Annotated in this window: 16 protein-coding genes; 4 read left to right on the top strand and 12 right to left on the bottom strand. The window is 66.8% G+C overall.

From position 1 onward, the window contains the following. Nucleotides 1-94 precede the first annotated feature (94 nt). Nucleotides 95-391: a co-chaperone GroES gene (gene groES / locus RDV55_RS07170; RefSeq protein WP_003790486.1), complete on the bottom strand. Its 297-nt coding sequence runs from the start codon at nucleotides 389-391 to the stop codon at nucleotides 95-97. A gap of 241 nt (nucleotides 392-632) precedes the next feature. On the opposite strand from groES, the gene RDV55_RS07165 reads away from it, so the two are divergent. The 4 genes from RDV55_RS07165 (at nucleotide 633) to RDV55_RS07150 (ending at nucleotide 7,487) form a co-directional block, all read left to right on the top strand. Continuing rightward, the gene (locus RDV55_RS07165) at nucleotides 633-1,874 is read left to right on the top strand and encodes a THUMP-like domain-containing protein (protein WP_111823549.1); all 1,242 of its coding nucleotides are present in this window, start codon (nucleotides 633-635) and stop codon (nucleotides 1,872-1,874) included. 65 nt (nucleotides 1,875-1,939) lie between these two features. Beyond that, nucleotides 1,940-3,109, top strand: a complete 1,170-nt coding sequence (locus tag RDV55_RS07160; protein WP_165835847.1) for a glutamate--cysteine ligase — start codon at nucleotides 1,940-1,942, stop codon at nucleotides 3,107-3,109. Nucleotides 3,110-3,255: 146 nt separating this feature from the next. Continuing rightward, nucleotides 3,256-5,904 (top strand): bifunctional lysylphosphatidylglycerol flippase/synthetase MprF, encoded by a 2,649-nt coding sequence (locus tag RDV55_RS07155; RefSeq protein WP_111823547.1) that lies wholly within the window; start codon nucleotides 3,256-3,258, stop codon nucleotides 5,902-5,904. 11 nt (nucleotides 5,905-5,915) lie between these two features. Then, the gene (locus RDV55_RS07150; RefSeq protein ID WP_111823546.1) at nucleotides 5,916-7,487 is read left to right on the top strand and encodes an alpha/beta hydrolase; all 1,572 of its coding nucleotides are present in this window, start codon (nucleotides 5,916-5,918) and stop codon (nucleotides 7,485-7,487) included. A 15-nt stretch (nucleotides 7,488-7,502) separates the two neighbouring features. Here the strand turns inward: RDV55_RS07150 and tsaD are convergent, their stop codons facing one another. The 11 genes from tsaD to RDV55_RS07095 form a co-directional block, all read right to left on the bottom strand. Then, entirely contained in the window at nucleotides 7,503-8,558 is a 1,056-nt protein-coding gene (tsaD, locus tag RDV55_RS07145; protein WP_309187883.1) for a tRNA (adenosine(37)-N6)-threonylcarbamoyltransferase complex transferase subunit TsaD, read from the bottom strand. 83 nt (nucleotides 8,559-8,641) lie between these two features. Further along, a complete protein-coding gene (locus tag RDV55_RS07140) occupies nucleotides 8,642-8,878 on the bottom strand; it encodes a hypothetical protein (protein ID WP_111823817.1) in 237 nt (78 codons plus the stop codon). A gap of 112 nt (nucleotides 8,879-8,990) precedes the next feature. Next, nucleotides 8,991-9,545 carry a zinc ribbon domain-containing protein gene (locus RDV55_RS07135; protein ID WP_111823818.1) on the bottom strand — a complete coding sequence of 185 codons (555 nt, stop codon included), beginning with the start codon at nucleotides 9,543-9,545 and terminating at the stop codon, nucleotides 8,991-8,993. Between the two features lie 154 nt (nucleotides 9,546-9,699). Then, nucleotides 9,700-10,443, bottom strand: coding sequence for a succinate dehydrogenase/fumarate reductase iron-sulfur subunit (locus RDV55_RS07130; RefSeq protein WP_111823819.1), 744 nt, complete (start codon nucleotides 10,441-10,443; stop codon nucleotides 9,700-9,702). Further along, entirely contained in the window at nucleotides 10,440-12,419 is a 1,980-nt protein-coding gene (locus RDV55_RS07125) for a fumarate reductase/succinate dehydrogenase flavoprotein subunit (protein ID WP_111823820.1), read from the bottom strand. The genes RDV55_RS07130 and RDV55_RS07125 overlap by 4 nt, the downstream gene beginning before the upstream one ends. A 16-nt stretch (nucleotides 12,420-12,435) precedes the next feature. Then, a complete protein-coding gene (locus RDV55_RS07120) occupies nucleotides 12,436-13,149 on the bottom strand; it encodes a succinate dehydrogenase cytochrome b subunit (RefSeq protein WP_111823821.1) in 714 nt (237 codons plus the stop codon). Nucleotides 13,150-13,381: 232 nt separating this feature from the next. After that, nucleotides 13,382-13,831, bottom strand: coding sequence for a ribosomal protein S18-alanine N-acetyltransferase (gene rimI, locus RDV55_RS07115; RefSeq protein WP_111823822.1), 450 nt, complete (start codon nucleotides 13,829-13,831; stop codon nucleotides 13,382-13,384). After that, nucleotides 13,828-14,523, bottom strand: coding sequence for a tRNA (adenosine(37)-N6)-threonylcarbamoyltransferase complex dimerization subunit type 1 TsaB (gene tsaB / locus RDV55_RS07110; protein WP_111823823.1), 696 nt, complete (start codon nucleotides 14,521-14,523; stop codon nucleotides 13,828-13,830). The genes rimI and tsaB overlap by 4 nt, the downstream gene beginning before the upstream one ends. A gap of 9 nt (nucleotides 14,524-14,532) precedes the next feature. Continuing rightward, a complete protein-coding gene (gene tsaE, locus RDV55_RS07105) occupies nucleotides 14,533-15,108 on the bottom strand; it encodes a tRNA (adenosine(37)-N6)-threonylcarbamoyltransferase complex ATPase subunit type 1 TsaE (protein WP_111823824.1) in 576 nt (191 codons plus the stop codon). Beyond that, the gene (gene alr, locus RDV55_RS07100; RefSeq protein WP_111823825.1) at nucleotides 15,101-16,375 is read right to left on the bottom strand and encodes an alanine racemase; all 1,275 of its coding nucleotides are present in this window, start codon (nucleotides 16,373-16,375) and stop codon (nucleotides 15,101-15,103) included. The genes tsaE and alr overlap by 8 nt, the downstream gene beginning before the upstream one ends. A gap of 61 nt (nucleotides 16,376-16,436) precedes the next feature. Beyond that, a complete protein-coding gene (locus RDV55_RS07095; RefSeq protein WP_111823826.1) occupies nucleotides 16,437-18,227 on the bottom strand; it encodes a bifunctional ADP-dependent NAD(P)H-hydrate dehydratase/NAD(P)H-hydrate epimerase in 1,791 nt (596 codons plus the stop codon). Nucleotides 18,228-18,255: the final 28 nt, after the last annotated feature.

Here is an 18,255-nt window from a genome sequence, read left to right as displayed (position 1 = left end):
GGAATCACCCTCACCACGGGCACGGAGCATATGAAGGGGCGGCCCGGAAGGATTTCTTCCGGGCCGCCCCCTTATGCGTCAGCGTGCGAAGCGCTCAGCGCTCCACGACCGCCAGCACGTCACGCGAGGACAGGATCTGGAACTCCTGGCCGTCGTACTTGACCTCGGTGCCGCCGTAGCGCGAGTAGATCACCACGTCGCCGACCTTGACGTCGACGGGGATACGGTTGCCGTTGTCATCCACGCGGCCGGGGCCCACGGCGATAACTTCGCCTTCCTGCGGCTTCTCCTTGGCGGTGTCCGGGATGACCAGGCCGGAGGCGGTGGTCTGCTCGGCCTCAACCTGACGGATGACGATGCGGTCCTCGAGGGGCTTGATGGAGATCGACATTGTCGCTCCCTTTCTTCTTTGTCACGAAGGTGCTCGTCCTTTCCCTGCCGTCGCGGGGGCCAGGTGCAGGACCGGTCGCGGGTTTTCCCGCGCTTCCTCCACGAGTGTAGGCACGCTCCTGGCACTCGAGCAAGCTGAGTGCCAGGAGCGTTCACCCTCGGCGATGCTTTCTCCCCGCATCCCGAGACGGCCGCGCGCCGCCTAGGGGGCTTCCCCCTCGCGAAGATGGGACAATGGGCAGGTGAGCACCCTAACCCCCATCCTTTCCTCCCCCGGCTGGGAGCTGCTGGAGTCCCTGCAGGCCAAGCAGGCACAAAATCCCATCCCGCTCTCCGAGCTTGGATCCGCCCTGCGCGCCTCCGGCCTCAACGCGGAGCTGGTGGCCGCCGTCCTCACGCAGCTGGCACTGCGCCAGGCGGCACGCGCAAAGTTCGGACCTTTCGCCTCCCAGATGGTGTTCACGCGCGACGGCCTCGAGCAGGCGACACGCCTCGTCGTAGCTGCACGTCACGCCCAGCGCTTCAGGGACTGCGGGGCGACGCGCGTCGCAGACCTGGGCTGCGGTATCGGGTCGGACGCACTGGCGATCGCTGGCCTCGGAATGAACGTGCTGGCCGTCGACATCGACCCGGACGCTGCGGGAGCCGCGGCCGCGAACCTGCGTGCTTTTGAGAGCGCCGAGGTCCGCCTGGGAGATGTCACCGACCTCGACATGGGAGAGCTTGCCGCCGAGGGCGTCGACGCGATCTTCGCGGACCCCGCCCGCCGCACGGGTGCCTCGCGCGGGTCGGCGCGCATCACGGACCCACAGCAGTGGTCTCCTCCCCTCTCCCTCGCCCTGGGCTGGGCGTCGACGATCGAGCGCGTCGGCATCAAGGTGGCCCCCGGCATCGCCTACGAGCACATCCCGTCATCCTGGCACGCGCAGTGGGTGAGCGTGGGCGGCGACCTCGTCGAGGCATCGCTGTGGTCCCCCGCTCTGTCCCCCGAGGGCCGAGGACGCTCGTGCCTCCTTGTGGACGAGGCCGGGGCAGCACACTCGCTGTCCACCCCCGAGGGGTATGCGCCCAACGCACCCGCGCCTCGCGTGGATGTCGCCCCCCTGGGCACAATGATCGCCGAGCCGGACAGCGCAGTCATCCGATCGGGGCTCCTGGGACGCCTCGCGGAGGATGTCAGCGCAGGCATCGTGTCCGACAGGATCGCCTACCTGACCGCCGATAGCCTGCCGGATTCCCCGTTCTACGACCGCTTCGAAGTCCTCGCGGTGACCAATCTGCGGGCGAAGGCAATTTCCGCCGAGCTGCGCTCGCGGGGCGCAGGAAGCGTCGAGATCAAGAAGCGCGGAGCAGACATCAACCCCGACGACTTGCGCAAATCATTGAAACTGGGCGGCGGAGGCGAGCAGCTGACCGTCATCGCGACGCGCGTGGACGGACGCCACCGCGCGATCATCTGCCGGCGGTTGGCAAACAACCTGTAAGAAAGCTCTCCGCCGACACCGCGCGCCGCCCTGCCACAATGGAGGCAGTCAGCGAAAGGATCGTCATGTCTTTGCCCTTCGGATCTTCCCAACGCTCCACGATCGGCGTCGAGTGGGAGCTCCAGCTCGTCGACCGTGACTCCCACGACCTGCGTCAGAGCGCGGACGCGATCATCGACCGCGCGACAACCGACGGGAAGCTCTACCCGGGCGTCCACCGCGAGATGCTGCTCAACACGATCGAGGTGGTTTCCAAGCCTCGCGCGACCGTAGCAGAGTGCCTCGCCGACCTCACGGACTGCGTCGACTACCTGACTCCCCTGGCCTCGGACCTGCGCATCGACTTGGCGACCGCGGGCACGCACCCCTTCGCGCGCCCAGGACGCCAGCGCGTGACGGATTCAGAGCGCTACGCGCAGCTGGTCGAGCGCACCGCCTACTGGGGCCACCAGATGCTCCTGTACGGCGTCCACGTCCACGTCGGCGTCGAAGACCGCGCGAAGATCCTCCCGATCCAGGCCGCCCTCACCGCACACCTGGGCCACCTGCAGGCCATCTCCGCGTCCTCCCCCTTCTGGGCGGGCGAGGACACCGGCTACGCGTCCAACCGCTCGATGGTCTTCCAACAGCTCCCCACCGCCGGCATCCCACGCCAGTTCGACACGTGGGAAGACCTGGAGGCCTACACGAACGACATGATCCGCACGGGCGTCATCGAGAGCTTCGACGAGGTCCGCTGGGACATCCGTCCCTCCCCCGCCTTCGGCACGATCGAAAACCGCGTGTACGACGCGGCGACCAACGCGACCGAAGTTGGCACCTTCGCGGCCGTCACCCACGTCCTCGTCGAACACTTCTCGCGCCTCTACGACGCGGGCGAGCCGCTTCCTTCCCTGCCGGACTGGTTCGTCGCGGAGAACAAGTGGCGATCGGCCCGCTACGGCATGGACGCGACCCTCATCGTCTCGCGTGACGGCACGACCGAGAGTGCCCGCGACGGTATCGCTCGCTTGAAGGAGGAGCTGGCTCCCGTGGCCGCTGACCTTGGTTGCGCACGCGAGTTCGCCGGCCTCGAAACGATCCTGACGCTCGGCGCCTCCTACGAGCGCCAACGCGCCGTCGCGGCGGCTGCGCGCCCCGGCCAGGGCCTCGACGCGGTCGTGGACCTCATGCGCGCCGAGATGAGCGCGGGTCGTCCTCTGGCCCTCGCCGAGTTCGCTACCCTGCGCGCTTAAACGTCCTTGCTTCGTTGCCCCGCGCCGCTACGCGACGCGGGGCAACTTCTTCTGGCTCCCATCTCCGTGACAATTCTCAGGTGACTCTCAGCGCACGGTATTATCGTTGATGCGGCAGGAACCAGAGATCTGAAAGGTAGTCCCGCGTGGAACAGGAAGCTGTTGGCACCCCAGAGGCTCAAAGCGCGCCATCCACCCTGGTCAGGATCACTTCCCGCATCGGTGTCACTGCGAAGACCCTCTGGCTCCTTCCTTCCTCGTTGGCGCTCCTCACCATCCGTTGGCTCTCGCGCTGCCCCGGCACGGCCATCCTCACCATCGCCTTAACGGTCATGTCGGCGACATACTGGGTGTGGCGCGACCAGTTCACCGCACTCGAGGCTTCTCCCTCAGCTCCCCACTGGTGGTCGATCCTCTCCTCCGTCGGCGCGGTTCCCGGTAACTTCCTCGCCACCGCCGTGCTCGGCATCGTCACCATGATCATCGCGGGCGGCGCAGCCGAGAGACACCTGGGAACGCGCGCGTGGATTGCCGTGGCCGTAGCCGGCCAGGTCGCCGGCGTTACGGCCACGTGGCTGACTCTCCCGGCACTCACGACGGTTTTTTCCATGTGGGGACTAAGCATCGACGAGGGAAGTCTGTGGGGCACGAGCCTGATTCTCGTTGCGCTCGCGGGCGCTGCCGCTCAATCACTGGCCTCTCACTGGCGCTGGCGTGCGCGTTTCCTCCTCATCGGAATCCTCATCCTGTCGGCGGCAATCCTGGGATCGGCGCTCTCGTACGCGAGGGTGTGGGCCCTCCTCGCGGGCATGGCGGCCGCTCGCCTCGCGGGTGTGCGCGGAGCGCACAGCGGCTCCGGGGACGAGATCACGATCGGACGCCAGCTCGCTTCTGTCGCCGCTTTGTGTTGGGCCTGTGCGGCTGCTCTGACCGTCGTCTCCTCTGCACCCGAGGGTCCGCTCGCACAGATGCGCTGGTCCCTGGGGCCCGCCTGGTGGCTCGAGGGCCGAACGGGTGTCATCACGACTCTCCTGTGCCTTGCCCCCATCACGCTGCAGCTGATCTTCGCCTACGGGCTGCGCAAGGGCAGGCGCGCCGCATACTACGGAACTCTCGTCCTCCAGGGCGTTCTCGGCCTGTCGACCGTCGCGTCGACGGCCGTGGCACTGGCGCAGGGCACCGACGAGAAGGGCATGGCAAGGCCCGAGCTCATGACCACCGCATCGTTCCTCCTGGTCCCGGTCATCCTCAACGTCGCGCTATGCGTCATCGCCTGGTGGGTACGCCGTTCCTTCACGATCCATGCTGAGCCCTCCACAACCTCGACCCTGCTGCGCCGTTGGATCCTTCTAATGGTGGGCTGCGCGGGCGCGGTCCTCATTCTCGGTTTTCTCACCAGCGACTCGTTCGTGCCTCTCGCTGCTCTCACCTCCGGCGACGAACTCGCCGTCACGGACTATGCGACTGTGTTTCAGGTCCTCCACGACTACACGCTCGCGTTGCTCCCCACGGCGACGGCCTCAATCTTCGAGCCCTCCCTGGTTCCGATGACTCTCTTCGCCGAGGCCCCGGTCCTGTGGGTGCCTCTCGTCGCCTGGGTCGGTACCCTCGCGATCATCCTCAGTGCGCTGCTCGCCCGGCCTCGCATCCCCCTGTCCTCCCCGCTCGACGCTCTCACGCCGCTCCTGCGCTCCCACGGCGCGGGCACCCTCGGGTGGATGCAGACCTGGGAGGGCAGCCAGGTGTGGGTCTCGCCTTCCGCCGAGGCAGGGGTCGCCTATCGCGGGTCGGGCGGCGTCGCGCTGACGGTCACAGACCTGGCCTACAGGCCGGGCGCGGCATCCGAGGCGATTGCGCAGTTCTCTTCCTTCGCCTCCGCCTCGGGCCTGACCCCCGCTCTCTACTCGATCCACGAGGAGCTCGCGCAGGCCGCGCGTGAGGCGGGCTGGACGATCATGCAGGTCGCCGAAGAGTCCCTGCTGGATCTACCCGGCCTCGCCTTCAAGGGAAAGGCCTACCAGGACGTGCGCACCGCCATGAACCACGCGACACGCGAGGGCGTCGAGGCCGTGTGGACCACCTGGGAGGAGTGCCCGGCGGGCTGGCGCGACCAGATCACCGTCATCTCCAATTCGTGGAGTGCTGACAAGGCGCTGCCCGAGATGAGTTTTACGCTGGGAGGCGTGCGCGAGCTCGCGGTTCCCGAAACACGCATCCTGGTCGCCATCGACGGGGAATCCACGATCCACGCCGTCACCTCGTGGCTGCCCATCTACCGCGACGGACAGATCGTCGGCCTGACCCTGGACGTCATGCGCCGACGCACAGACGGGTGGCGTCCAGCGATCGAGTTCCTCATAGGAAAGGCCGCCCTGGACGCGCAGGAGGAGGGCCTGAAGGTCCTCTCGCTCTCCGGTGCTCCCCTGTCGCGCTCAGCGGAGGATACATCGGCCTTCGGGCCGCTCACCGACGCGCTGGCCGCCATCATGGAGCCGCTTTACGGCTTTACCTCACTACACGCGTTCAAGCGAAAGTTCAAGCCGCGCACGCAGTCCCTGTACCTGGCGGTGCCGGATCCGGCGTCCCTCGCGACCGTCGGCCTGGCAATCTCGCACGCCTACGTCCCCCACGTCTCCCCCGCGCAGACCCTCACGCTCGTCGCCTCGGTCGCCAGTGGCCTCACCAAGCTCGCGGCCAAGGGTGTGGGCGACCTGCGCTCCACGCGCACTGCCTCGCGCGGCAGCGCCTCCTCCCACGCGCATGAGCCCTCCGAGGCCTCTCACGCCAGTTCCTGAAAGCATCACCAATGAGCATCATTGCTTCCATCCCGCTCACATCGATGAAGACCCTCGTGGTCGTGACCATCCTCGCGGGTGTTTCCCTCCTCACGGGGGCCGCGCTCCTCACACGCTCGGCACCGGCGCGCAGCTCTGGGCGCACGGCACGCTGGCTCGGCCGTACGGTTATCGTCCTTGTTCCTACGCTGCTCGTTGCCTCCGCGAGCGCCCTCGTATTCAACCGTTCACTTGGCCTCGTCAAGACCAGCGGAGACCTCGGCAAACTCCTTGCCTCCGCCGTCGTGGGGCCACAGCCATCCACGGGGGGCGAGGCCACCATCGATGCCCAGTCGGCCGCCACGTCCGATCTCGATGCGACATTCACGCGCACCGAGGACGGCATGCTCACGACCACATGGACCGGCCCCACGAGCGGCATCACGCTACCTGTCTTCGTCATCACTCCTCGCGACTACTCCCCCAACGATGGTAAGACCTACGCGGTCATTGAACTTCTCCACGGGTACCCGGGCGAGGCCGACGGCACCACGCAGGGCGCGCAGGTGCAGCAAGCCCTCGACGAGGCCGTCGACGCAGGTATCATTCCCCCGACAATCGTCGTAGCTCCATCCCTGAGCGTCGACGAAAACGCCCACGATTGCGCTGATATCGAGGGACGGCCTGCTGTCTACACGTGGGCTGCACACGAAATTCCCGAGATGATCCGCCACAACTTCCCCAACACGACCGACAACCGCGACGCCTGGATGATCGGCGGCTTCTCAGCGGGTGCCTACTGCGCGATCTGGACTGCGCTGCGTACGCCCGAGACCTTCGGTGCTGCTGCCTCTCTGTCCGGATACGACACGCAGATCGAGGGGCAGATGACCAACCAGGGCGAGCAGTACCTGGCGGATAACACGCTCTCGACGATGCTGGCGAATCGCACTGCCGACGGAATGCGCATCTACGCGATGGCGGCCGGCGACGATGCGGTTGGCGGTGCCTACACCGCCCTGAAAATGGCCGCGGCTGTCAAGGAGCCCGACACCGTGACGACGGATATCCCACCGACCGGTGGACACGCGGGACCGCTGTGGCGCGAACACATTCCAACGATGCTGGCCTGGTGGGGGTCCTCCGACCGCGTTGCCCACGCTGTGGGGGCCGCTTCGACTTCCGCCACAGCGCAGTCGTCCGAGGCGAGCACCTCGATTGTGCCAGCGACGACCACGACCCCAACGACGCACCCCACGGCTCCAAACAGCTACCTGGTACTGGCGGCCACTATCGTAAGCGCATTCGTCTCGCTTCTGCTTGTGTGGTGCTGGGCACCGCGATGGTACGTCCAACGCCACGAGGAAGATGCCGAGCGCTCCGAAAGCCGTAGCCACGCGCGTCACCGCGCGGGTCGCGCGGCCGCTCTCGATTCTCTCCCTCGTCCGCTTCGCTCCACGCTCGCCTACCTGGCTCGGCTCACTTCCCTAGGCGCGGCAACTGCTAGCGCCGCGATGCTCATCGGCATCGCGGGAAACATGGTGGCTGGTTTCTATACCTCGTGGGGGTCGGTCGCACAGAGCTTCATGGATGGCCTGCGCTAGCCACACCCCGCGCTCTTAGGCACGCGGCGCGAGGTACGTCGTCGTGAGTTCCATGCTCGAATCCGGGGAGAAGTCCCAGTCCGAGGGGGCCAGGCCAGCCGCGACCAGTTCCGATCCGATCGCAGCAATCTGAGCGCCGTTGTCCGTGCAGAAACGCAGCGGAGGCATGCGCACGCTCACCCCCACTGCCTCGGCACGCTGCGCCAGTAGCGTACGCAGGCGCGAGTTCGCTGAGAAACCTCCCCCGACAACAATCGTGCGACAGCCGGTATCCAGAGCGGCACGAACGGCCTTTGCACTCAGAGAGTCGTTGACGGCCTCTGAAAAAGCCGCACACACGTTTTCCTTGCTGACGACCTCGCCTCGAGCATTCGCGCCCTCAAGGTAGCGCGCGACGGCGGTCTTCAAACCCGAGAAGGAGAAGTCATACTTGTGGCGTTCCTTGTCCTTGCCGGCGGCCAGGCCACGCGGGAAGCGGATCGCCTCGCGGTCCCCCTGCTGGGACAGGCGATCCACGTGCGGGCCACCCGGGTAGGGCAGGTCGAGGAGGCGCCCCACCTTGTCAAAGGCCTCACCAGCCGCGTCGTCCAGCGTGCCCCCGAGTTCGACGACATCCGTCGCGATGTTACGGATGTCGAGGATGTTCGAGTGACCGCCGGAGACGACCAGGCCGATGAAGTGCTCGGGAAGCGGACCGTCTGCGAGCTTGTCAACCGCCAGGTGACCGATCACGTGATTCACGCCGTACAGGGGTTTGCCCAGCGACGACGCCAGGGCCTTGGCAGCGCAGATACCGACAGTCAGCGAACCGACGAGTCCAGGGCCTGCCGCGACCGCGATCGCGTCAACGTCAGCGAGGGTCACCCCGGCCTCGTCCACGGCAGCGTTGAGCGTGGGTAGGAAAGACTCCAGGTGAGCGCGCGAGGCAATCTCCGGGATGATGCCACCGTAGCGGGCGTACTCATCCATCGACGTGGCCGTACGGTCGGCCAGAAGCTGCGTTCCGCGCACGAGGCCGACGCCGGTCTCGTCACACGTTGACTCGATACCAAGGACCAGGGGTTCACTCACGTCCCCTAGTTTAAGCCGCAGCGTACGTCGCCGCCGCACACGGCGGCAACGAGGACCAATAAGGCTCAGCAGGCGGCGTAGGCCTAGGTGCGCTGGCGCACGTTCGCGACGAACATCGCACCACCGGCGATCGCGAGCACCACCAGAGACCACGGGAAAAGCGAATCTGCGATGGGACGGATCGCGGGCGATCCGAGGACGACGCCCAGAACAAGCAGGATGGAGAGGATCGCGAAGACGAGCATTGCTCCAATACCGATCGTCGCGCTCACCCAGTAACGCCGCGTATGCGTGTTCGGGCCGGTCTCATCGAATTGCATGGCAGAACTCCTCTCTGAGCCCTCGATGCATTCATGATACGCCTCGGCGGGTCCGTGCATGTGGATCCGAGCCGCGACTCTCGCAGATCGTCGGCCAATCCGGTTGCGGCTCTCAGGAGGGAAACATTGACGCCCCGCACCCGGAGCAGAACCTGGCGTCCTCGGTCTCCAGGTATCCACAGGAGGAGCAGCGAACCCTGATCTGCGTTTCCCCACCGGCGCCGCACGCGACGGCATCGCGGATGATCGGTACCTCTTCGAGGGCATCCTGCAACTGGGCACCCTTGGAGCGTTGCCACGGCTCGGCATCGCGTGCCTCGCCCTCGGGGGAGAGGACAACGCCCGAACCGGCTAGCCCCTGACGCCCCACCGCACGAAGACTCTGCCCCGCCAGGATGAGGAAAAAGCCCACGAACCCCACGGGAAAAGCCCGAAAGGCTGCGAAGAAACCGGGGCCGGGACCGCCTGGCCCCGGGGCAAACGTACTAAGGAAAGAGAAGACGGCAAGAAAAGGGACGAAGAACAGGATGAAGCCAATGGCGACTAGGACAGCGCCCCCGTAGTACGCGGCCTTGCGCCAGGGTTGGACGTCGTAGCGACGCTCCTCCTGCGACTCGTATGGAGAGCGCTCGGCCCCCTGTCGGCTCGATCTCTGATGCGCACTCATGCTGGCCTCCCCCTACTGGTGTCTAACAGATCAGTGTATCCGACCAGCGCCTGCTCGCTGAGACCGGCTCCGAGTGGTTCACCCTCACGGGGATAAGCGCGGGAGGGCCCGACGCATACGCGCCGGGCCCTCCCGCGAGGCCACTACAGGTCGATCAGACGCCCTTGAAGGCGGCCTTGCCGAGCTGGCGGTTGAGGTTTGCGATCACGTCGAGCGGGATCTGCTTGGGGCACACCGCAGCACACTCGCCGATGTTGGAGCAGGAGCCGAAGCCCTCCTCGTCCATCTGGTTGAGCATGCCCACCACGCGCTTGTAGTTCTCGGGCTTGCCCTGCGGGAGCAGGCCGAGGTGCGTGACCTTCGCGGAGGTGAAGAGCATCGCGGAGGCGTTCGGGCAGGCTGCCACGCACGCACCACAACCGATGCACGCGGCAGCTTCGAACGCGCGATCCGCGTCCTGCTTCGGGACCGGGGTCGCGTGGGCGTCGGGAGCTGCACCCGTGTTCACGGAGATGTAGCCACCGGCCTGGATGATGCGATCCAGGGCGCTGCGGTTGACCACGAGGTCCTTGATGATCGGGAAGCCGGATGCACGCCACGGCTCGATCGTGATGACGTCGCCATCGTTAAAGGAACGCATGTGCAGCTGGCAGGTCGTGGTGACCTCCGGGCCGTGAGCGATGCCGTTGATGACGATGCCGCACTGACCGCAGATGCCTTCGCGGCAGTCGGAGTCGAAGGCGATGGGTTCCTCGCCTCGTGCGAAGAGCTCTTCGTTCAAGACGTCGAGCATCTCCAGGAACGAGGACTCTTCCGAGATTCCCTTCACCTGGTATTCATGAATTGCGCCCTTGTCTTCGGGACCGTTTTGGCGCCAGATCCTCAGTGTCAGGTTCACTTGTAGCTCCGCTGCTTCAGCTCGATGTCGTTGTAAATCAGGTCTTCCTTGTGGAGGATCGGGGGCTCGTCTTCACCAGCGAACTCCCATGCCGCCACGTACAGGAACTTGTCGTCGTGACGCAGTGCCTCACCCTCGGGAGTCTGCGACTCCGCGCGGAAGTGGCCACCACACGACTCTTCGCGGTGTAGCGCGTCGATGCACATGAGCTCGCCCAGCTCCATGAAGTCGGCGACGCGGCCGGCCTTCTCGAGGGACTGGTTGAGTTCGCCGATCGACTTGCCGGGAACGCGAACGTTCTTCCAGTAGTCGGCGCGCAGCTCGCGGATCATACGGATGGCCTTCTTGAGGCCTTCCTCCGTGCGCTCCATGCCGCAGTACTCCCACATGATCTTGCCCAGCTCCTTGTGGAACGAGTCCACGGATCGGGTGCCGCCCACCGACATGAGGGTGTCGATGCGTCCCTGAGCCGAGTCGAGGGCCTCCTTGACGGAGGGCGAGTTCTCGTCCAGCTTGGGCAGGTGGAAGCAGTGCGCCAGGTAGTCGTTGATCGTGTTGGGCAGGACGAAGTAGCCGTCCGACAGGCCCTGCATGAGCGCAGAGGCACCCAGACGGTTCGCGCCATGATCGGAGAAGTTCGCCTCGCCGGTCACATACAGACCGGGCAGGTTCGACTCGAGGTCGTAGTCAACCCACAGGCCACCCATGGTGTAGTGGACGGCCGGGTAGATGCGCATCGGCACCTCGTAGGGGTTGTCGCCCGTGATCCGCTCGTACATGTCGAAGAGGTTGCCGTACTTGGCAGACACGGCGTCCAGGCCCATGCGGTTGATCGCGTCGGAGAAGTCGAGGTAGACGCCGCGGGCGACACCGTCGATCTTCGGGCCGACGCCACGGCCCTCGTCACACATGTTCTTGGCCTGACGCGACGCGATGTCGCGGGGAACGAGGTTACCGAAGGAGGGGTAGATGCGCTCCAGGTAGTAGTCGCGATCCTCTTCCGGGATCTGGCGCGGGTCCTTCTCGCAGTCCTCGGCACGCTTGGGAACCCAGATACGACCGTCGTTACGCAGCGACTCCGACATGAGGGTCAGCTTTGACTGCTGGTCGCCGTGCTGGGGGATGCACGTGGGGTGGATCTGCGTGAAGCAGGGGTTGCCGAAGTAGGCACCCTTGCGGTACGCACGCCAAATGGCGGTCGCGTTGCAGCCCATCGCGTTGGTGGACAGGAAGAACACGTTGCCATAGCCGCCGGTGGCCAGGACCACCGCGTCGGCGATGAAGGTCTCGAGCTTGCCGGTGGACATGTCGCGAGCGATGATGCCGCGCGCCTTGCCCTCATCCACGATGAGCTCAACCATCTCGTGGCGGGAGTATTCCTTGACCGTGCCGGCCGCAACCTGACGCTCGAGCGCCTGGTAGGCGCCGATCAGGAGCTGCTGCCCCGTCTGTCCGCGCGCGTAGAACGTACGGGAGACCTGCACGCCACCGAAGGAGCGGTTGTCGAGGAGGCCGCCGTACTCGCGGGCGAAGGGGACTCCCTGCGCGACACACTGGTCGATGATGTTCGCGCTGACCTCGGCGAGGCGGTAGACGTTGTCCTCGCGGGCGCGGTAGTCGCCGCCCTTGACCGTGTCGTAGAAGAGACGGTAGACGGAGTCGTTGTCGTTGCGGTAGTTCTTCGCGGCGTTAATGCCACCCTGCGCGGCGATGGAGTGCGCGCGACGGGCGGAGTCTTGGTAGAAGAAGCAGTCGACGTTGTAGCCCATTTCGCCGAGCGAAGCCGCGGCGGCGCCGCCCGCGAGGCCGGAGCCGACGATGATGACGCGCAGCTTACGGCGGTTAGCGGGGTTGACCAGCGCGGCGGAGAACTTGCGCTGTTCCCAACGCTGCGCGATCGGAACGTTGTGGGGAGCCTTCGCGTCGGCGATCTTCTCGCCTTCACGGTACAGGCCGTGGATGAGTGTATCGGTCATGATGACGTGCCCTTCCTCAGTGGATCAAGCCGGTGACGATGGCGACGGGCGGGGCCATGAACATCACGAAGATGACCAGACCGACCAGGCCCGAGAGGAGAACCAGAGGCTTGCGGGTCGCGGGACGCACCCAACCGAGCGACTGGAACATGGACCAGAAGCCGTGGGAGACGTGGATGCAGGCGCAGCCGACGAACACGGCGTACAGGATCACGAGGACCGGCGACTGGAACGAAGCAACCATGCGGTCGTAGGGCGTGGTGACGTCAGCGCCAAAGTTCGAAAGCCTCGCGGGCAGGGTGACCGTGGTGAAGTGCGCGATGTGGAAGATCAGGATCAGCAGGACGATGACACCGCTCATGCGCATGGTGCGCGCCGCGTAGGAGTCCGTGACGGACTTCTTCACGACGTAGCGGGTGGAGCGAGCGCGGCGCGAACGCTTCCAGGTGTAGGCGGCGGCCCACAGGTGAATGACGAGCATCAGCGCCATGGCGGCGCGGAAGACCCAGATGAATCCGCCGTGCGGGAAGATCGGCACGAAAGCCTCTTCATGCAGCCAGTGCGCGTAGTCGTTGTAGACCTGCGCGCCCAGGAACATCTTGAGGTTGCCGTAGGAGTGGAACAGCAAGAAGAAAACGAAAACGAAGCCCGAGACGGCCATCAGCTGCTTAATGAAGACGCTGGTGGTCCACGCGCGGCGCTTCTTCGTTGCGACATTTTGAGTGGCCATGACGTGAGCATATCGACGCTTTTCGTCCGCTTCGTAGGACCATGGAACGAAGGCGCGCGCACCGCTTGCCGACGCACTGTCATTTTCCGCTATTTCTCGCGGTTCTCGCACACCCCTTGGGCCACCCCCGGAAAGGAAAACACGTGGGACGATCGATCCCACAAATGGGGACCAATAGACAGGAATATTGATACACCGACCGCACCTATTTAGTGGCCGCCGTCGCATCAACTCAGCGCAGGGGCACCCTCATCTCCACAGCCTCTTCGACGGGGTTGCGAAAGTAGCGCGGTCGGCGGCCAATTTCGACGAATCCCCGCGACTCGTACAGGCGGATGGCGCTGTCGTTCGAGGGCCGCACGTCGAGGAAGATCTCGCGCGCTCCGGCCTCGCGAGACCAGTCCAGGAGGGCATCCAGAATTGCCGCTCCGACGCCTTGGCCGCGGGCGTGGGCTCGCACCCCGATGGTCATGACGTCAGCCTGGTCCCCGCCGACTTTGGCACCGCCGTATCCGACGACGTCTCCGGAGACATCCGCGGCGATCCAGTACCGCGAGGCCGGGGAGGCCAGCTCCTCGGCGATCATGTAGGGGGTCCAGGGGTCTTCGGCGAATACCTCGGCCTCGAGCATGGCGAAGAGCTCAAGGTCGGCGGCACTGGCGATGCGCAGCGTCGCGTTCACAGGCGCTCGGCGGGCTGGCCGTGGATGTCTGGGCGGCGCAGATACAGGGGTTCGGTGTTCAGAGCGCCTTCCTCGCCGCGCGACAGACGCGTGGCGACGATGCGGCTCATGACCGCGGGGTCGAGACTCACCTGCGGGCCGAGGTCCACGTGCGCAAGCGCATCGGCGCTATGCGCGGGGATTGGGGCGCCTGCGACGACGAGGCCGGGGGCGCTTCGCATGTCACCCAGGAGCGCATTCACTTCTCCCACCTCGAGACCCCCCTCGAGGGACACGTCGTCGGGTCCGGCGGCAACGTAGGCACCCCAGTAGAGTTCACGGCGGCGAGCGTCGGCGATCGCGTAGACGCGCGCGTCGGGGGCGAGGAGGTCGAGTCCCTGACGGGCAATGACGTCGAGGGCGCAGACTCCGTAGACGGGCACGCCCGCGACGGCGGCGAGGACGCGAGCCGAGACGAGGCCCGCACGCAACCCGGTGAAGGGGGCGGGGCCGGTGCCTACAAGGACGCGATCGATACCTGCGTCCGCGAGCTGCGCGGGCAGTCCGGCACGCTCGAGTGCGTCGCGCACGAGCGGGGTAATCGATTCGGCGTGGTGGCGCCCGGAATCGTTGTGGGCGCGGGCGATGACGCAGCCGTCGTCGATGATCGCGACCGCGGTGGCTGCTTGGGTGTCCAGGGCTATCTCTCGCACGGTGTGATCCTACTCGTCGGTGCCAGCATCGTCGATGCGTGTGCCGCCGTGGGCGGCGACGACACCGTCAAGCACCCCATCCCAGCGGTGGCCGTGGGCACGCAGGACGATGAAGCGCGTCCCGTCGTCCATGTGTTCCAGGTCGATAACGTCGCCGTCACGGTCGGCCTCGCCGCCCGACGCGCGGCGCACCTCAATGGAGAGGCGCTCGGCGCTCATGGCCTCGGTCTTGCCTTCGCCCCACTCGACGACGGTGACCGCCTCGTCGAGGGATGAGTCCAGGTCAAGCGTCTCCAGGTCGCTGAGGTCCGTGATGCGGTAGGCGTCGGCGTGGATGAGGTCGGGGCCGCCATGAAGCGACGGGTGGACGCGGGCGACGATGAAGGTCGGCGAGGCGACACGTCCGCGCACGCCCATACCCACCCCGATGCCCTGGGTGAGGGTGGTCTTGCCCGCGCCGAGTCCGCCCGACAGCATGATGAGGTCGCCGGCTGCAAGGATACGGCCGAGGTCTTCTCCGAAGGCGCGCGTCTGGTCCGCGTCCCTTGTTGCTACCTCAAACGTGGCGGTGATCGTCTCACTCATGCGGGTTCCTCTCCTGCGTGGGCACTGGGCGCTCCCCGTAAACGCGGGGAATGTGGGTGCCCAGGTGCGTAACGATTTCGTAGTTGATGGTAGACGCCGCCTCGGCCCACTCGTCGGCCAGGGCCTCGCCGCCCGCACCCGAACCGAAGAGAGTCGCGATGTCACCCGGACAAGCGGGGGGCTCCCCGCTGCGGGCACTCGGCGCATCGGGGCTTCCCTGCGCGGGACCCAGGTCGACCATGAATTGATCCATGCACACGCGCCCAACGAGGGGCGCGTTGAGAGGTCCAGCGTCACTGTGGACGACGACGCGCGCCCGGTTGGAGACCGCGCGCAGGATACCGTCGCCGTAGCCGAGAGGGACGAGACCGATCCAGCGGCGGGTGGGCGCGACCCAGGTCCCCCCGTAGGAGGCCGGGGTGCCTGCTTCAACGACCTTGACGGAGGTCAGCGGCGCGCGCAGCTCGAGGGCGGGGATGAGCCCGAGCTCGCGGGACGAGGCGACCGAGGGGTCGGGGCTCAGTCCGTACAGGCCGATACCGGCGCGGACCATGTCGTAGTGGGCCTCGGGATGCCACAGGATGCCCGAGGTGGCAGAGAGGTGGCGGATGCGCGGCGTAATACCGGCTTCCGCCAGGATCGCCAGGCCTTCCTCGAAGATACGCACGTGGCTCGCGGTCGAGGCCTGCCCCTCTTCGCTGGGGTCGTCGGCGCGGGACATGTGGCTCCACGCTCCCACGACGTCGACGAGTCCGTCGTCGGCGGCCATGCGCAGAGCCGAGGCCAGGGCGGGCAGGTCGGCCAGCGTCGAACCCGCGCGCGACATGCCGGTGTCGATTTTGACGTGGACGCGCGCGGGGCGACCGAGCGCTCGGGCGGCGGCGCAGATGTCGGCGAGAACCCAGGTCCATGAGACGGACAGGTCGATGTCAGCTTCGATGGCGGCCGCGAAGTCGGAGGAAGAGGTGGAGATCCACGCGAGGAGGGGCGCGTCGGCTCGGGGCACCCCCGCCTCGTCGAGGCCGCGGCGCAGCGCGAAGGCCTCTGCCAGCTGAGCGACGCCCAGCCAGTCGGCTCCTCCCTCCAGGGCCGCGACCGCTACAGGGACGAGCCCGTGCCCGTAGGCGTTCGCCTTGACGGTGGCGAGCTGGAGGGCACCCGGGGCAGCGGCCCGCAGGACACTGAGGTTGTGCTTGATGGCGGCCAGGTCAACGGCCGCGCACGACGGGTATCCCCGTCCCTCGCTTTGAATGTCTGTGACAGTCACTCCCCTAGTATCTCACGCGGCGCCGGCGGCGCGGCGCGCGCGGGTCGACGCAGGGCGCGTGTCACTGTGCGATGCTGGCCAGGACTGAGGAGATTTCGTCGGCGATATCACGCGCCTGGATGGGAGCTCTTCCCTGGCGTCGCATCGCCGCGGTCTGCGCAGCGCTGGCGTGCAGGAAGACGGCCGCCGACAGGCGCGCCGACGTCACGAGTAGCCGACGTGCCCCCTCGGGGGAGCTCGCGGTGTCTTGTCCGGCGGGGCGGGCGAGGACGCCGGCGATGAGGCCGGCCAAGACATCACCGCTGCCGGCGACTCCGGCCCAGGAGGTAGTGACACGAGCGACCGTGGGCTCGTAGACCCGGGTGAGGCCGGGGCGCTCACCTGCGCGTGTGTCGGCGTACCTGCGCGCGTTCTCACCGTCGGCCTCCGCGCGGCGGGAGAGGGGCACGTCCTCGAAGGAGTAGACGATCGTGACCGGTCCCTTGAGGACGACGTGGCAGCCCGTGGCCTCATGCAGGGCGCGGGCGCAGCGCAGGGGCGAGGATGCGACCTGCTCCCTCGTCGTCGGATGTCCGAGGGCACTCAGCAGGCGCGCGGCTTCCCCGTAGTGCGGGGTGAGGACGGTCGCGTCGGGGGAGATGGTGCCCACCAGCTCGGGCACAAGGTCTAGCGCCCACGCGTCGATGACGAGCGGCATGCCCGACTGCCCGCAGAACTGCGCGAGCTCGAGCGCGTCCTCGCGCCGGTCCTCGTCGAGGCCGGGGCCGATGAGGGCGGACTGGATGCGCCCGCCCACCATGACGACACCCGGCTCGGCGGCGAGCACGAGGTCCTGGACGCGCCTCGTGGAGTTCAGGCGCACCATGCCCACGCCCGAAGCCAGGGACCCGCGCGTGGCGAGCAGGCCGGCACCCGGGTAGGTATCGGATCCCGCGACGAGGCCGACGACGCCTCGTGCGTATTTGTCGTCGGCGAAGGCGGGGATGGGAACGGCGGCCGCGGCACGCTCATCGCTGTCGTAGTAGTAAAGGTCGCCCGCGCCGATTCTCCCCTCAGCGTCGGGGGTCGTGTCCGTGTGCGCCCCACTCCAGTACATGCCTATCATGCGCAGCTGGCCGCAGTATTCGACGGCGGGAGGCAGGATCTGGGCGCGCTTGTAGGCACCCACCGCGAGTGTGTGGGTGGCGCGCAGGATCGGTCCAGCGACGTTGCCGTCGTCGTCGGTCAGGCCGGAGGGCACGTCGATTGCGATGACCTTCTTGGGGTGGGCGCGCAGCTCCTCGTTCAGGCACGTCACCGTCTCCGCGAGCTCGCCCGTGAGGGGGCCATGAGCGCCGATGCCGACGATCCCGTCGATCCATACGCGCGCCCCGCAGATGGTGTTCCATTCGGGGGTCCCTTCAAGGGAACGCAGGGAGCGGCCCGACAGCTCGACGATGCCGACGCCGGCTTCCCGGGCTGCCTCCAGGGCCCGCGCGTGAGCGTTGGGCTTGAGCAGGAAGGCAGTGACGACCTTTCCCCTCTCCGCCAGCATCGCACAGGTGTAGAGGGCATCCCCGCCGTTGTCACCACCACCGACGAAGGCGACGAGGCAGGCATCCATGTCTTCGATGTGGGCGGCCGCCTCGTCGATGCCAAGGCCCTCCCCCAGCCGGGTGACAGCCGTCGTGGCCGGCAGATCCCGCGGCCACGCCGCAGGTTCGCAGAGGTAACGGACCTGGTCGGCTACTTTCTCAGCGACTTGGCGCATGTAGCGGTCGGGATCCCCCTGCGCCGTCGCGGCCTCAACGTGCGCGCATTCAGTGGCGCGCGCTTTAGCAAATGACAGGGCTCGACCGTCGAAAATAAGCATGACACAATTCTGGCACGCCGCCTCGGCC

The sequence above is a fragment of the Schaalia odontolytica genome, from assembly GCF_031191545.1.
Classification (GTDB): domain Bacteria; phylum Actinomycetota; class Actinomycetes; order Actinomycetales; family Actinomycetaceae; genus Pauljensenia; species Pauljensenia odontolytica.
This window is presented reverse-complemented; position numbering and strand designations above follow the sequence as displayed.